Consider the following 13871-nt stretch of genomic DNA (forward strand, 5'->3'; position numbering starts at 1 on the left):
ATGCTCAACTCGATTGCGCGTGCCGCATTCACGCGGCTCTTCCGGCCCCTGGCGCAGCTGCTGCTGCGCCTGGGTCTGACGCCCGACGCCGTGACGATCATCGGCACCCTCGGTGTGAGCGCGGGCGCTCTGATCTTCTATCCCCTCGGTCAGCTGTTCGTCGGCACCCTGGTCATCACCGTGTTCGTCTTCGGCGACATGCTCGACGGGATCATGGCCCGTGAATCCGGCCGCAACAGCAGGTGGGGAGCGTTTCTCGACTCGACGCTCGATCGCCTCGCCGACTCCGCGGTGTTCGTCGGGCTCGCTCTGTGGTACTTCCTCGGCGCCCACGATCCCGTCACCGCGCTGCTCGCTCTCGGGTGCCTGGTCACCGGTTCCCTCGTGTCCTACGTGCGGGCCCGGGCCGAGGGATTGGGCGTCCACGCCTCCGGCGGGATCGCCGAACGCGCCGATCGTCTGCTGGTCACATTGGTCGTCACCGGCTTGGTCGGGCTCGGACTTCCCGATATCGTTCTGTCGGTCGCCCTTGCCGTTCTCATGCTCGCCTGCTGCATCACCATCCTGCAGCGGATCACCTCAGTACGTCGTCAACTCCTGGAGAACCATGAAACCTCGTAAAGCCTCCCGGGTCGTTCTGCTCAATGAACGCGACGAGGTTCTCCTGATCCGGGCGCAGGACCTGCTCACCCCCACTCATCAGTGGTGGATGACATGCGGCGGCGGTTCGGAGATGGGCGAGACCCCGGCACAGACGGCGGCCCGTGAACTCGCCGAGGAGACCGGGCTCGAGTGCGAGCCCGGCGAGCTCATCGGACCCCTGGCCATCCGCGACGAGATCTTCGAGTTCACGGAGAAGTCGCTGCACCAGCACGAGACCTATTTCGCGTTCCGGACCAGTGAGGACATCGAACTCGAGGACGCGGTGTGGACCGACATCGAGAAGCGCAGCCTGCTCGAGTTCCGCTGGTGGTCGCGTGAGGAGCTCCTGAGAACCACCGAGACGATCTACCCGAAGAACCTCATCAGCCTCATGGACATGGCGATGGCCGGCGCGGTCCCCGAGGTGCCCGTCGTCATCGACTGACCAGCTGGAGGGAGCAGCGTGCCCTGGCGGTCGTTCGATCGGGGGATTGCGGCGCAGGGGCTGGGAAATCGTCTCCAGTGCGGCATGAGCTGGGAGGGCTCGTCTCCAGTGCGGCATGGGCTGGGAGGGCTCGTCTCCGGTGCGGCAGGGCCCGGCCCTGCTGATGCCTGCACGGACGCTTCGAGCGCGGGTTCCGGCGAGGTATAGAATCGAAGGGCTTCATCTATAGGAAGGAACACCAGTGTCAGGTCATTCCAAATGGGCAACGACTAAGCACAAGAAAGCTGCCATCGATGCCAAGCGCGGCAAACTCTTCGCCAAGCTGATCAAGAACATCGAGGTTGCCGCCCGAAACGGTGGACCTGATCCCGATGGCAACCCGACGCTCTTCGACGCGATCCAGAAGGCGAAGAAGAACTCCGTTCCCGCCGACAACATCACCCGAGCGGTCAAACGCGGAGGCGGCCTGGACGGCGGCGGCGTCAACTACGAGACCATCATGTACGAAGGCTACGCGGCCGGCGGTGTCGCCCTGCTCATCGAGTGCCTCACCGACAACCGCAATCGCGCCGCGTCCGAGGTCCGCGTGGCGGTCACCCGCAACGGCGGTTCGATGGCCGATCCCGGTTCCGTGTCGTACAACTTCAACCGCAAGGGCGTCATCGTCGTCCCCGCCGAGGGCACCGACGAGGACGCGATCCTCGAGGCGACCCTCGATGCGGGAGCCGAAGAGGTCAAGGACGAGGGGGACACCTTCCAGGTCATCTGTGAGGCGACCGACCTCGTTGCCGTGCGCTCCGCCCTCGTCGATGCCGGCATCGACTACGACTCCGCCGAGGCGTCGTTCGTTCCCGGCCTCGAGGTCAGCCTCGACGCGGAGACGGCCGTCAAGGTCTTCCGCCTCATCGATGCCCTCGAGGACAGCGACGAGGTCCAGAACGTGTACACCAACGCCGACGTCAGCGACGAGGTTCTGGCCGAGATCGACGCCTGATGCGCATCCTCGGCGTCGATCCGGGCCTGACTCGCTGCGGGCTCGGTGTCATCGACACCCTGCCGGCACGCAAGGCGAGGATCGTCGCGGTCGACGTGCTCCGCACGCCCTCTGCCGACTCCGTCGATCTCCGACTGGGCAGCCTCGCCGAGGCGTTCGACACCTGGCTGGACACTCATCGTCCCGATGTCGTCGCCATCGAGCGGGTGTTCGCGCGCAACGACGTCTCGACGATCATGGGCACGGCTCAGGTATCCGGGCTGACCATGGGACTGGCGGCCAGACGAGGCATTCCCGTCGCCATGCACACTCCGTCGGAGGTGAAGGCCGCGATCACCGGATCCGGTCGGGCCGACAAGAAGCAGGTGACCAACATGGTGACGAGGATCCTCGGACTGGACGCGCCGCCGAAGCCCGCCGACGCCGCCGATGCGCTGGCGATCGCGATCTGCCACTCGTGGCGAGGTGTGATGAGTGCGCAGTCGACGCCGGGGGCGGTCAAGGACCTCACCGAGAGGAAGGGTGGGGGCAGGCAGGGCTCCGGCCTGACCAAGGCCCAGGAGCAGTGGGCCAGAGCGCTCAGGCAGGCCAAGTAGGACTGCTCGCAGGGGTCCCGGACCGAGAGGTTCGGGACCTCTTCTGTGTTCGCCGGCGCGCGCCTCGGACCGGGCTGTGATCGCCTCGGCGGCCTGGGGCACATAGCCGGGAGTGAGCCGGGCGCACTCCGGTGGGGCGGGCCTCGGCGGCTGCAGATCGCGGCGCACCACGGTGATGCGCGGCGCACCGCGGTGATGCGGGACGTGCTCCGGTGGGGGCAGGGACGAAACCGAGCGTCCTGGAGAAGCCGGGCACGAAACCGAGTGTCCTGGTGAAGCCGGGTGCCTCTGTGTCTGTCGGCGGATGTGAGCACGATGGTCGTCTCGTGTCAGATGCTCGCGATAGCGTAGAAGCACCGACAGACATCCAAGGAAATCACGCAATCCTTCGCAGGCTCTCAGCAGGGAGAGGCCCTCAGCGGTGGAGCAGAGCAGTGGATTGTCGGCGCCGGCCCCGAAGAGAAGAGAAGGGAAGTAAACATCCCTGAACTTCATCAAAGAATGAAAACATTCGAAGAAAAACGTAGACAGAGCAGTTCGACACGAATATAATCGGACTAAGACGACGGCAACACAGGTGTTGACGAACGGAACAGAGACGATGACTCTCACACCGGACAGCAGGAAGCGACAGAGCAGGGGCCGTGACGGCCAAGGTTCTGACGCGGCGGCCCGCTCTGAGGTGGACGGTTCCCATTCGTCATCTGGTTCCTCTTCCTCTTCTTCGTCTCCGTTCTCTTCTTCGCTTTCCCTCGACGTCGGTGGGAGCGAAGCGTCGACCGCGTACTCCTCACTGCGGGAGCAGCTCGAGGCCGCCGGGATGGATCTGACAGACCACCCGCTCGGCGACCGCTTCGCCGCTCTCCCGGCTGTTCCCGGTGATGACGACCAGGCGCCGGTTGCCGAGTCCGGGGAGACATCGCGTGGATCCCACGTCGTGCAGACCGGCGTCACCGCTCCCTCCGCTGCGGTGGACGACTCGCACGCCGCGTCGGCAGCTGAATCGCCCGAACTGCCGGCGGCGAGTTCGTCCGAACCCCGGGCGGCGAGTTCGTCCGAACCGCTGGCAGTCGACGAGGCCGGAATTCCCGGTCCCGACTCAGGCGGTTCCCGCGAACGGCGCGCCACTGCGACTGCGGTGACCACCGCGGCTGGGGAGGCCGTCGCTCCGGCGGACGACCGTCCGAGCTCTGCCTCGTCGCATCCGCTGTTCTCCGCCGAATCGTGGAGCGACCTCGAACGATTCGCTCCCGAGCTGACGGCCAGCATCGAGAGACTGGAGAGCCTCAAGGACGGACTGCGAACCTTCGAGCGGCTCATGGGTCCCGACGAGGCGGTGCTCGTCATCGACGGAATCGAAACCGCCACCCGGGTCCTCGAGGGGCTGTCGGCGGTGGCACTGTCCGTGTTCGAGCGATGCGGCACCCCGGCAGATCTCGGCGCCAAATCGACGAAGGACCTCGTGCGGGATCGGCTCCAGCTCACCGGTGCCGAAGCCGCTCGGCGCACCGAACTGGCGAAGAACCTCGGCAACCGCGTGACCGAATCGGGCCAGTCGATCGAGCCGCTCTGCCCGGTGGTGGCCGATGGACTGCACACTGGTGTCCTCTCAGCCGGTCAGGCCGCAGTGATCGGGGAGTGCCTCCAGAAGGTCCCGGCGAAGGCGGGTCCGGACGTGCGCGCAGAAGTCGAGAGGATTCTGGTCGAGCACGCTCCGCGGGTACGGGTGATGGACCTGCGCGTGATCTTCAAGCGGTTGCTCGACGAGATCGACCCGGATGGCGAGGAACCCACAGAGCCGGACGATCGGTCGACGTACTGTGTCAAACTCAGGGCACGCAGGAACGGCAGCTGGGACCTGTCCGGACGCTTGGACGCCATCACCGGGGGAGTCCTCCACGGGCTGCTCACCTCCCGCATCCAGTCCTCCACTGACGGAACCAACGGTGCTGCTCCGGCCACGGCAGAAGCCGGAACCGAGGGCAACCGCACTGCGGGCGCCATCGCCGGCTCCGGTGGCCCGACGCACGACGACGGTTCAGGCGGCAGTGATCGGGATACGGATTCGACGAACCGGGCAGTTGAGCCGAGCCATGGAGACGACGCATCGGGGAACCCGGATCTGCCCGGCCAGGAGATGCTCGAGATCTTCGATGCCGTCCTCAGCGGTGACCGGTCTGACGCGCCGATGGTTTCGAGGACAACGGACGAAGGAGCGGCCGGAGTCGGAATCCGAGAGGACGGGAGCCTCGTCGATCTGTGCGAAGAACAGGGTTCGGTCAGGGCCCACATCTACGAACGCTTCGCGACTCTGGTCTCGCGCATCGACATGACCCGGGTGGCAGCAGGAGCACCCTATGCGCTTGTCGTCACGGCCAAGGCCGACGATCTTGCAGAGCGGAAGGGCACGGGCACCACCAGCATCGAAACTCCGGTGCCGATCGAGGAGCTGGTGCGCGGGGGCCTCAACGGAGCGGTGTTCTTCCATCTGATGAGCGAACACGCGAAGACCGTGCAGGTCACCACGGAGAAGAGATTCGCCAACGCCAAGCAGATCGCCGTGCTCACGGCCAGAGACCAAGGATGCGTGTTCCCGGGGTGCGACACTCCGCCGGGCTGGTGCGATGTCCACCATTGTGTTCCGTGGTCAGAGGGAGGGAAGACGAATGTCAACAACATGATGCTCGTCTGCGGCGCCCACCATCGACTGCTCGACCGCACCGACTGGGAGACGGTGATGCTCAGGGACGGTCGTCCCGCATGGGTTCCGCCTGCCGCGATCGACCCTGCCAGGAAGCCGATCCTCCATGCCCGATTCATCGCACGGGAGATCATCGAGACGCTGTTCGACTGATGTCGAGGCGCTTCCCGCGGACATCCGGCGTTCCAGCGGGTGCTGGGCTTCCCGCGGACGTCGGGCGTTCCCGCAGGCAACAGGCGTTCCAGCGGACGTCGTCGATCGTCGTGGGCCGGCGAGACGCTCGGGTGAGATCGCGGCGGCTGGTACCGTCGGAGTATGGGGCCCGGAACGTCAGGTCGGTCGGGCTCGGAATGTCGGGCTCGAGGCGCAGGCGCCGTCCTGCTAACCTGGATTCGTACACGTGTTCCCACTTGAAAGGCAGTCCGTGATCAGTCTCCTCCGCGGTACGGTCCATCGCATCGCAGCTGACCACCTCGTCGTTCTCACCTACGGAGTCGGGCGCAGAGTCCATGTGACCCCGGAGACGCTCTCGCGGACTCGCCACGGCGCCGACATCGAACTGGTCACCACCCTCGTCGTCCGCGAGGACTCGATGACCCTGTTCGGCTTCTCGACCGAGGAGGAGAACCACACCTTCGAGGTACTGCTCTCGATCTCCGGGATCGGACCGCGACTGGCGATGGCGATCCTCGCCGTCATGGGGCCCGACGAACTGGCCGCGGCGATCTCGAACCAGGATGCCAATGCGCTGACCAGAGTGCCCGGAATCGGCAAGAAGGGCGCCTCACGGATCATCCTCGAACTCGAGAACAAGCTTCCGACCCTGGCGGCGGCATCGCCGGGACCGCAGCTGGCCTTCGCCGCCGGCGGCAATCAGCAGGTCGTCGATGCGCTCGTCGGCCTCGGCTGGAAGGAGCCACAGGCCGCCGAGGCGGTGAGCGAGGTGACCGCTGACATCGGCTCCGACGCAGGCACCTCGGCGATCCTCAAGGCCGCTCTCAAGGCACTGGGCGCCAGGAAATGACCTCACCAGATCACCGACGCCTCGGCGGGACGGAGGATGTCATGGACAGCGAAGGACCGGTGTCCTACGAGATGGACTTCGGGGATCAGCGGCTGACCGGAGCGGAGGAGGAGCGTCTCGTCTCCGGCCAGGCAGAATCCGCGGAACGCGACGCCGAGGCGGCTCTGCGGCCCAAGGGCCTGCAGGACTTCATCGGCCAGCCGCAGGTCCGCGAACAGCTCTCGCTCGTCCTCGACGCGGCGAAGGCACGGAGGAAGGCACCCGATCATGTGCTGCTCTCCGGTCCTCCCGGCCTGGGCAAGACGACCCTGGCGATGATCATCGCCCACGAGATGCGCACGAGCCTGCGCGTCACCTCGGGGCCCGCTGTCCAGCATGCCGGCGACCTCGCCGCGATCCTGTCCTCCCTCGAGGAGGGCGAAGTCCTCTTCATCGACGAGATCCACCGGATGGCCCGCGCGGCCGAGGAGATGCTCTACGTCGCGATGGAGGACTTCCGGGTCGACGTCATCGTCGGCAAGGGGCCGGGGGCCACCGCGATCCCGCTCGATCTGCCTCCCTTCACCCTGGTCGGCGCGACGACGCGATCCGGACTGCTGCCGGCACCCCTGCGCGATCGCTTCGGCTTCACCGGCCATCTCGACTTCTACTCGAGCTCCGACCTCCTCACCGTCCTCATCCGCTCGGCGCGGATGCTCGGCATCGAGGCCGACATCGACGGCCTCCGTGAGATCTCCACCCGCTCCCGCGGCACCCCGCGCATCGCCAACCGCCTGCTCCGCCGAGTCCGCGACTGGGCTCAGGTGCGCGGCACCGGAGTGATCGACGAAGCCGCCGCGCTCAAGGCGCTGACCGTGTACGAGGTCGACGCCCTCGGCCTCGACCGGCTCGATCGAGCCGTCCTGAAGGTGCTGTGCCAGCGATTCGGCGGGGGACCGGTGGGACTGGGCACCCTGTCCGTGTCCGTCGGCGAGGAGGCCGACACCGTCGAGACGGTGTCCGAACCGTACCTCGTCAGGGAGGGACTGATCAGCCGCACGCCGCGCGGACGGGTCGCCACCTCGGCGGCATGGAAGCACTTGGGCATGCAGATCCCAGCGAACTATGAGTTCTGACCCCGTGCGCGGGTTCGCCCTCGGTCCCTGCGACGAACTAAGCTAGTGCACTGGTTCATTCTTATGAAAGGTAGAAATCTGTGGATTTGCTGATCCCCCTCGCACTTGCGGCGTTGCTGATCTTCTTCTTGTTCAATTCGCGTCGTAAGCAGAAGGCGCGCATGGAGCAGATCAAGACCAACCTCGTCCCCGGTGCCTCCGTGATGACGACCTTCGGCGTGTTCGGCACGGTGGTCGCGATCGACGAGGAGAACAACCAGGTGACGATCGAATCCGGTCCCGGCACCACCCTCAGGGTCCACCGCCAGGCGATCGGCCAGATCGACACCCCCGGCGCCGCGGATCCCGCCGCCGGTGCCGCCGGCACCGACGCTCCCGGCGACACGACCGAAGCTCCGGCGATCACCGACGCGGAGCTCGACGCCATGATCGAACGCAAGCGCGCCGAATCCGGCGATTCCGACAGCGTCAACGGCGCGTCCGCCGTCGACCCCGCCGAGGCACGGACCGACTCAGCGGACGACGCCGTCGACACGGACACCACCGCCGGAGCAGGAACGACCGCCGGCGCCGACGACACCGTCGACGATTCGACGACCGGACCGAAGGACGCCACGGACGCGGACCCGCGGGGAACCGACTCGGAGGGACCGGACACCGACACGTCCGGAACCGACAAGAAGAACTGAATCCCCTCACCGCACTCGATCGAAAGCTGAACCGTGTCCGATATTGAAGAAAAGCCACGCCCTGGTTTGCGCTTCCTGTGGCTGACGATCGTGACAGCACTGCTCTTCGGCGTCCTCGCCGCCGGAGTCGTGTGGTCCGATGCCACGACCAGCCCTAAGCTCGCCCTCGACCTCGAGGGCGGCACGTCGATCATCCTGGAGCCCCAGGTGTCGGAGGGCACGGACATCAGCAAGGAGCAGCTCGATCAAGCGGTGGCGATCATCCGCCAGCGCGTCGACTCGACGGGCGTCTCCGAGGCCGAGATCACCACGCAGGGCGACCGCAACATCGTGGTGAATCTGCCCGGCAACCCCGACGAGGAGACCCGCGAACTGGTCCGCTCCTCGGCCCAGCTCGTCTTCCGGCGCGTGGCGCTGGTCGGTGATCCCCGCTCCCAGGAGCAGATCGTGCAGGAGCAGGAGAACGGGGGAGGCCAGAGCGGCGATCCCGCCGAGGGTCTCAGCGAGGAGGAGCGCAAGCGCCTCGAGGAGATCATCGGCGACTCGGGCGGGCAGGCCGACGCCGGTGCCCAGGGCTCCGGCCAGGAGGCACCGGCCGGCGAGGAGGCTCCGACCGGCGGCGGCGAGGTCGTCAATGCCGGGGGAGGCGTGACCGATCCCGCCGCATCGTCGGCGGAGGCGCAGCAGGCTCCCGCCGAGGCGCAGCCGTCGGAGAGCGCGCAGCCGTCCGAGGGCGAGAAGCCCGCCGAGGTCACCGACTCGACCCCGCGGCCCCTCTTCGACCCCGAGACCGAGACGGACAAGTGGCAGACCGAGGAGATCATGACCCGGTTCGCCGAGCTCGACTGCACCGATCCGGCCAACCGGACCGGCGGGCAGCCGCTGCCCGCCGACGAGCCCGTCGTCTCCTGCGCGGAGGACGGGCAGTCGAAATTCATCCTCGGACCCGTCGAGCTCTCGGGCGACCACCTCGCCGACGCGAACTTCGGCTACGCGGCCGGCGCCAACGGGGTGCAGACGAACAACCCCGCCGTCAACATCGAGTTCGACGCGACCGGCCGTGAGATCTTCAAACAGATCACCTCGGACATCACCGGCAAGCAGCAGCCCTACAACCAGTTCGCGATCGTCCTCGACGGACTCGTCCTCTCCGCACCGACCTCCAACGCCGTCATCACCGACGGCAACGCGGAGATCTCGGGCAACTTCACCCTCGACGAGGCGCAGACCCTGGCCAACCAGCTGAAGAACGGTTCGCTGCCGCTCAGCTTCGAGGTGCAGAGCGAACAGCAGATCTCACCCACCCTGGGGTCGAACTACCTGATGATCGGTCTGCTCACCGGGGTCGTCGGTCTCCTCCTCGTCGTCGTCTACTCGCTCCTGCAGTACCGGGTGCTCGGCCTGCTCACGGTCTCGAGCCTCGTCGTCGCCGGTGTGCTCACCTACCTCCTGCTGCTCATCGCCTCGTGGCGATACGGCTACCGACTGTCCCTGGCCGGCGTCGCGGGCATCATCATCGGCATCGGCATGGCCGCCGACTCGTTCATCGTCTACTTCGAACGCGTCCGCGACGAACTGCGCAGCGGCAGGAGCCTCCTCTCGGCGGTCGAGGTCGGCTGGGAACGGGCCAAGCGCACGATCTACGCCTCGAAGGCCGTCAACATGCTCGCCGCGGTCATCCTCTACATCCTCGCGGTCGGCTCGGTGCGCGGATTCGCGTTCACCCTGGGCCTGACCGTGATCATCGACGTCCTCGTCGTGTTCCTGTTCACCCACCCGATGCTCGAGGTGCTCTCCCGGACGAAGTTCTTCGGCGAGGGCCACCCGATGTCCGGAATGGACCCGCGCCTCCTCGGCGTCAAACCCGCCGCCTACCGCGGTGCCCTCGGCGTCGATCTCGACGAGGGCGAGAAGCGCCCGGAGACGAAGCGCCGCGAGAAGGCGCGAGCGCGGAAGGTGGGAATGGACGTCGAGGCGCCCGGAGGAGACGTCGCAGCGGCCGAACGGTCCGAGCCGGCGAAGTCGCGGGATCGCCACGGTCGTCGCACCGGGGCGACGGTGGTGGGAACGGCTGCGGGCATGTCGATCGCCGAGCGGAAAGCGGCGGCGAAGAGAGCCGCCGAGGATTCGGCGCACACTGAGGAGGCAGACAAGTGAAGAGGTTCTTCGCCTGGGGCAATCGCCTCCACAACGGTGAATCGTCGATCCCGTTCGTCGGGAAGGCCAGGCTCTGGCTGACCATCTCGGGAGCCCTCGTGCTCCTGTCGCTGCTGGTCCCGCTCATCGCCGGGTTCAACCTCGGCATCGCCTTCCGCGGCGGTTCCCAGTTCCAGATCGACAACATCAGCGACACCTCGGCGGCCAGAGGCGAGGACATCGTCACCGAGGTCGCTCCCGACTCCGAACCGCGACTGACGCCGACGAGCGACACCGCGGTGAAGATCGAGACGAACCAGCTCAGCGACCCGCAGATGCAGGAGGTCCGCGACGCCCTCATCGCCGGCTACGACGTGCCGGCCGAGGACGTCACCTCGACCTTCGTCGGCCCCGAGTGGGGTCAGGACGTCACCGAGAAGATGCTCCGTGCCCTCGTCATCTTCGTCGCGATCGCCATGGTAGTCATGGCCCTCTACTTCCGCACGTGGAAGATGTCCCTGGCCGCGATCGTCGGTCTCTTCGTCGTCATGATCGTCACGATGGGCATCTACTCCGTCACCGGCTTCGAGGTCACCCCCGAGGCCGTCATCGGCTTCCTCACCGTGCTCAGCTTCTCGCTCTACGACACGGTGGTGGTCTTCGACAAGATCAGGGAGAACACGACGCGGTTCCAGGACAAGCGGGACCTCAAGTTCTCCGAACTCGTCAACCTCGGCATCAACCAGACGACAGTGCGCTCGATCAACACCTCTGTCGTCTCCGTGCTCCCGATCGCGTCGATCCTGTTCATCGGTGTGTTCATGCTCGGGGCCGGGACCCTGGTCGATATCTCGCTGTCGCTGTTCATCGGTACGATAGTCGCAGCGGCATCGACACTGTTCGTCGCCAGCCCCCTCTACGCCCTGCTCCGGGCCAACGAACCCGCGGTGCGGGAACAGGAGGAGGCCGTGCGTGAACTACGCTTGAAGAACGGCGTCGACGACGTTCCACCGGTGATCCACGCCGAGGTCTGAGCAGAAGAGAGGGGATGTCATGGCTTCTTCAGCCGAATCGCGCCGTCCGCGAGGCATCTCCCGCCTGGCATGGTGGGCGGCCAGGGCCCAGAACAACCCGGGCTACCCCCGCGTCCTCGGTCCGATGATCCAGGCCCTGCAGACCAACCACCCGAAGGCCGACATCGACCTCGTGGTCAGGGCCTACAAGATCGCCGAGGCGGCGCACCGCGGTCAGACGCGGAAGTCCGGGGATCCGTACATCACCCACCCGGTCGCGGTGGCGACGATCCTCGCCGAGATCGGCATGCTGCCGGTCACGCTCGCCGCGGCGCTGCTCCACGACACCGTCGAGGACACCGAGTACTCCCTTCAGCAGCTCACGGAGGAGTTCGGCGCCGAGGTCGCCGGGATGGTCGACGGGGTCACCAAGCTCGACAAGCTCACCTATGGCCAGGCCGCGCAGTCGGAGACGGTGCGCAAGATGATCGTGGCGATGGCCAAGGACATCCGGGTCCTCGTCATCAAGCTCGCCGACCGCCTCCACAACGCCCGCACGTGGCGTTTCGTCCCCGCCTCCTCGAGCGCGAAGAAGGCCCGCGAGACCCTCGAGATCTATGCGCCCCTGGCCCACCGGCTGGGCATGAACACGATCAAGTGGGAGCTCGAGGACCTCTCGTTCCAGGTCCTCCACCCCAAGGTCTACGACGAGGTGGTCCGCCTCGTCGCCGACCGCGCGCCGGAGCGCGAGAAGTACCTCTCGACGGTGTCGACCGAGCTGCAGAACGAGCTCACCGAGTCCGGCATCGAGTCCTCCATCACCGGCAGGCCCAAGCACTACTACTCGATCTACCAGAAGATGGTCGTGCGCGGGCACGAGTTCGCCGACATCTACGATCTCGTCGGCGTCCGCGTGCTCGTCGAGACCGTCCGCGAATGCTATGCCACCCTCGGCATCGTCCACTCCCGGTGGAGTCCCGTCCCCGGGCGGTTCAAGGACTACATCGCGATGCCGAAGTACAACATGTACCAGAGCCTCCACACCACGGTCATCGGTCCGGGCGGCAAACCCGTCGAGATCCAGATCCGCACCCACGAGATGGACCGGCGCGCCGAGTTCGGTGTCGCCGCGCACTGGAAGTACAAGGACCGGGGCGCCTCCTCGAAGACGGCGTCGTCGAAGGCGGTGACGTCGAACACCGCCCGTTCGGTCAAGGTCTCCGACGCCGGAGAGGTCGACGACGCCGCGTGGCTGCGCCAGCTCCTCGAATGGCAGCGCGAGGTCAGCGATCCCGACGAGTTCCTCGACAGCCTCCGCTACGAGGTGAACTCGAAGGAGGTCTACGTCTTCACGCCCAAGGGCGATGTCATGAGCCTGCCGGCCGGGGCCACTCCCGTCGACTTCGCCTACGCCGTGCACACCGAGGTGGGGCACAAGACGATGGGCGCCCGGGTCAACGGTCGTCTCGTCGCTCTCGACACGGAGCTGAAGAACGGCGATTCCGTCGAGGTGTTCACCTCGAAGGACGAGAACGCGGGCCCCAGCCGTGATTGGCTCGGCTTCGTCAAGAGCCCGCGGGCTCGGAGCAAGATCCGCCAGTGGTTCTCGAAGGAGCGCCGGGAGGAGGCGATCGAGAGCGGGCGCGAGCAGCTGGCCCGAGCGATGCGCAGGCACAGCCTCTCGGCGAATGCGCTGATGAGTCAGGAGGCGCTCCAAGCCGTCGCGAGCGACCTGCGCCTGGCCGACGTCTCCGCACTCTACGCGGCGATCGGCAACGGCTCGGTCTCGGCCGCGCATGTCACCGATCTGCTCGCCAAGGAGGTCGGTGAGGACGACGAGGCCTCCGTCCTGCCACCGGCACCGCGCAATCGCACGGGTCGATCCTCGGGGCACCTCTCCTCGTCCGAAGGCGTCATCGTCAAGGGCGTCGACGACGTCCTCGTCAAGCTCGCCCGCTGCTGCACACCGGTGCCCGGTGACGAGATCATCGGCTTCGTCACGCGCGGCTCGGGCGTCTCGGTCCATCGCGTCGACTGTCCCAACGTCGCCTCCCTCCAGCGGGAGCCCGAGCGCCTCGTCGACGTGTCCTGGGGCGACAAGACGAGTGGCGTCTACCTCGTCCAGATCCAGGTCGAGGCCCTCGACCGTGCGGGGCTGCTCTCCGACATCACGAAGACGCTCACCGACACGCACGTCAACATCCTGTCCGCCTCCGTGGCGACGTCCCGCGCGCGGGTGGCCCAGTCGAAGTTCGTCTTCGAGATGAGCGACGCGAGCCATCTGGGCACCGTGCTCTCGGCGGTGCGCAAGGTCGAGGGCGTCTTCGACGTCTACCGCATCTCCGGCGGCTGAGCCCGCGGTCGCTGCCGTGCTCTCGACCGTCGATCCGCAGCCGGCGTCTCGCCGCCGTCGATTCGATCATCGATTCGCGGCAGTCGGTTCGCGGCACTCGGTTCGCGGCCGATGAGGCGACCGTCGTCTCGCCGCCGCGGCCCCGCCCGCTGCTCGGGACGCG

The 13871-nt window shown here is 66.8% G+C and carries 11 protein-coding genes; all 11 read left to right on the forward strand.

Features of this window, described 5'->3' with window-relative positions; all coding sequences use genetic code 11:
- The gene (gene pgsA / locus DFO65_RS11645; RefSeq protein ID WP_113904599.1) at positions 1 to 621 is read left to right on the forward strand and encodes a phosphatidylinositol phosphate synthase; all 621 of its coding nucleotides are present in this window, start codon (positions 1 to 3) and stop codon (positions 619 to 621) included.
- Complete coding sequence (locus DFO65_RS11650; RefSeq protein WP_113904600.1) at positions 608 to 1087, forward strand: NUDIX hydrolase; 480 nt, start codon at positions 608 to 610, stop codon at positions 1085 to 1087. Before pgsA ends, DFO65_RS11650 begins: the two co-directional genes overlap by 14 nt.
- Positions 1088 to 1328: 241 nt before the next feature.
- On the forward strand, positions 1329 to 2081 hold the full coding sequence (locus DFO65_RS11655; protein ID WP_113904601.1) for a YebC/PmpR family DNA-binding transcriptional regulator: 753 nt from the start codon (positions 1329 to 1331) through the stop codon (positions 2079 to 2081).
- Complete coding sequence (gene ruvC / locus DFO65_RS11660; protein WP_113904602.1) at positions 2081 to 2677, forward strand: crossover junction endodeoxyribonuclease RuvC; 597 nt, start codon at positions 2081 to 2083, stop codon at positions 2675 to 2677. The genes DFO65_RS11655 and ruvC overlap by 1 nt, the downstream gene beginning before the upstream one ends.
- Positions 2678 to 3497: 820 nt before the next feature.
- On the forward strand, positions 3498 to 5531 hold the full coding sequence (locus DFO65_RS11665) for an HNH endonuclease signature motif containing protein (RefSeq protein WP_181778708.1): 2034 nt from the start codon (positions 3498 to 3500) through the stop codon (positions 5529 to 5531).
- A 271-nt stretch (positions 5532 to 5802) separates the two neighbouring features.
- Positions 5803 to 6402 carry a Holliday junction branch migration protein RuvA gene (ruvA, locus tag DFO65_RS11670; RefSeq protein WP_181778709.1) on the forward strand — a complete coding sequence of 200 codons (600 nt, stop codon included), beginning with the start codon at positions 5803 to 5805 and terminating at the stop codon, positions 6400 to 6402.
- Positions 6403 to 6473: 71 nt separating this feature from the next.
- On the forward strand, positions 6474 to 7517 hold the full coding sequence (gene ruvB / locus DFO65_RS11675; protein WP_113904675.1) for a Holliday junction branch migration DNA helicase RuvB: 1044 nt from the start codon (positions 6474 to 6476) through the stop codon (positions 7515 to 7517).
- An 80-nt stretch (positions 7518 to 7597) separates the two neighbouring features.
- Entirely contained in the window at positions 7598 to 8206 is a 609-nt protein-coding gene (yajC, locus tag DFO65_RS11680) for a preprotein translocase subunit YajC (protein WP_245940663.1), read from the forward strand.
- Between the two features lie 90 nt (positions 8207 to 8296).
- Positions 8297 to 10363 (forward strand): protein translocase subunit SecD, encoded by a 2067-nt coding sequence (gene secD, locus DFO65_RS11685; RefSeq protein WP_245940665.1) that lies wholly within the window; start codon positions 8297 to 8299, stop codon positions 10361 to 10363.
- Positions 10360 to 11376, forward strand: coding sequence for a protein translocase subunit SecF (gene secF, locus DFO65_RS11690; RefSeq protein WP_113904607.1), 1017 nt, complete (start codon positions 10360 to 10362; stop codon positions 11374 to 11376). Before secD ends, secF begins: the two co-directional genes overlap by 4 nt.
- Positions 11377 to 11395: 19 nt before the next feature.
- Complete coding sequence (locus DFO65_RS11695; RefSeq protein ID WP_113904608.1) at positions 11396 to 13708, forward strand: RelA/SpoT family protein; 2313 nt, start codon at positions 11396 to 11398, stop codon at positions 13706 to 13708.
- The last annotated feature ends 163 nt before the right edge of the window (positions 13709 to 13871 follow it).

Source organism: Brevibacterium sanguinis (genome assembly GCF_003315415.1).
GTDB lineage: Bacteria > Actinomycetota > Actinomycetes > Actinomycetales > Brevibacteriaceae > Brevibacterium > Brevibacterium celere_A.

Coding starts and splice junctions, on each gene's coding strand:
- pgsA (WP_113904599.1), top strand. CDS start 1: ATGCTCAACTCGATTGCGCGTGCCGCATTCACGCGGCTCTTCCGGCCC.
- DFO65_RS11695 (WP_113904608.1), top strand. CDS start 11,396: ATGGCTTCTTCAGCCGAATCGCGCCGTCCGCGAGGCATCTCCCGCCTG.
- DFO65_RS11650 (WP_113904600.1), top strand. CDS start 608: ATGAAACCTCGTAAAGCCTCCCGGGTCGTTCTGCTCAATGAACGCGAC.
- DFO65_RS11665 (WP_181778708.1), top strand. CDS start 3,498: ATGGATCTGACAGACCACCCGCTCGGCGACCGCTTCGCCGCTCTCCCG.
- ruvC (WP_113904602.1), top strand. CDS start 2,081: ATGCGCATCCTCGGCGTCGATCCGGGCCTGACTCGCTGCGGGCTCGGT.
- ruvB (WP_113904675.1), top strand. CDS start 6,474: ATGGACTTCGGGGATCAGCGGCTGACCGGAGCGGAGGAGGAGCGTCTC.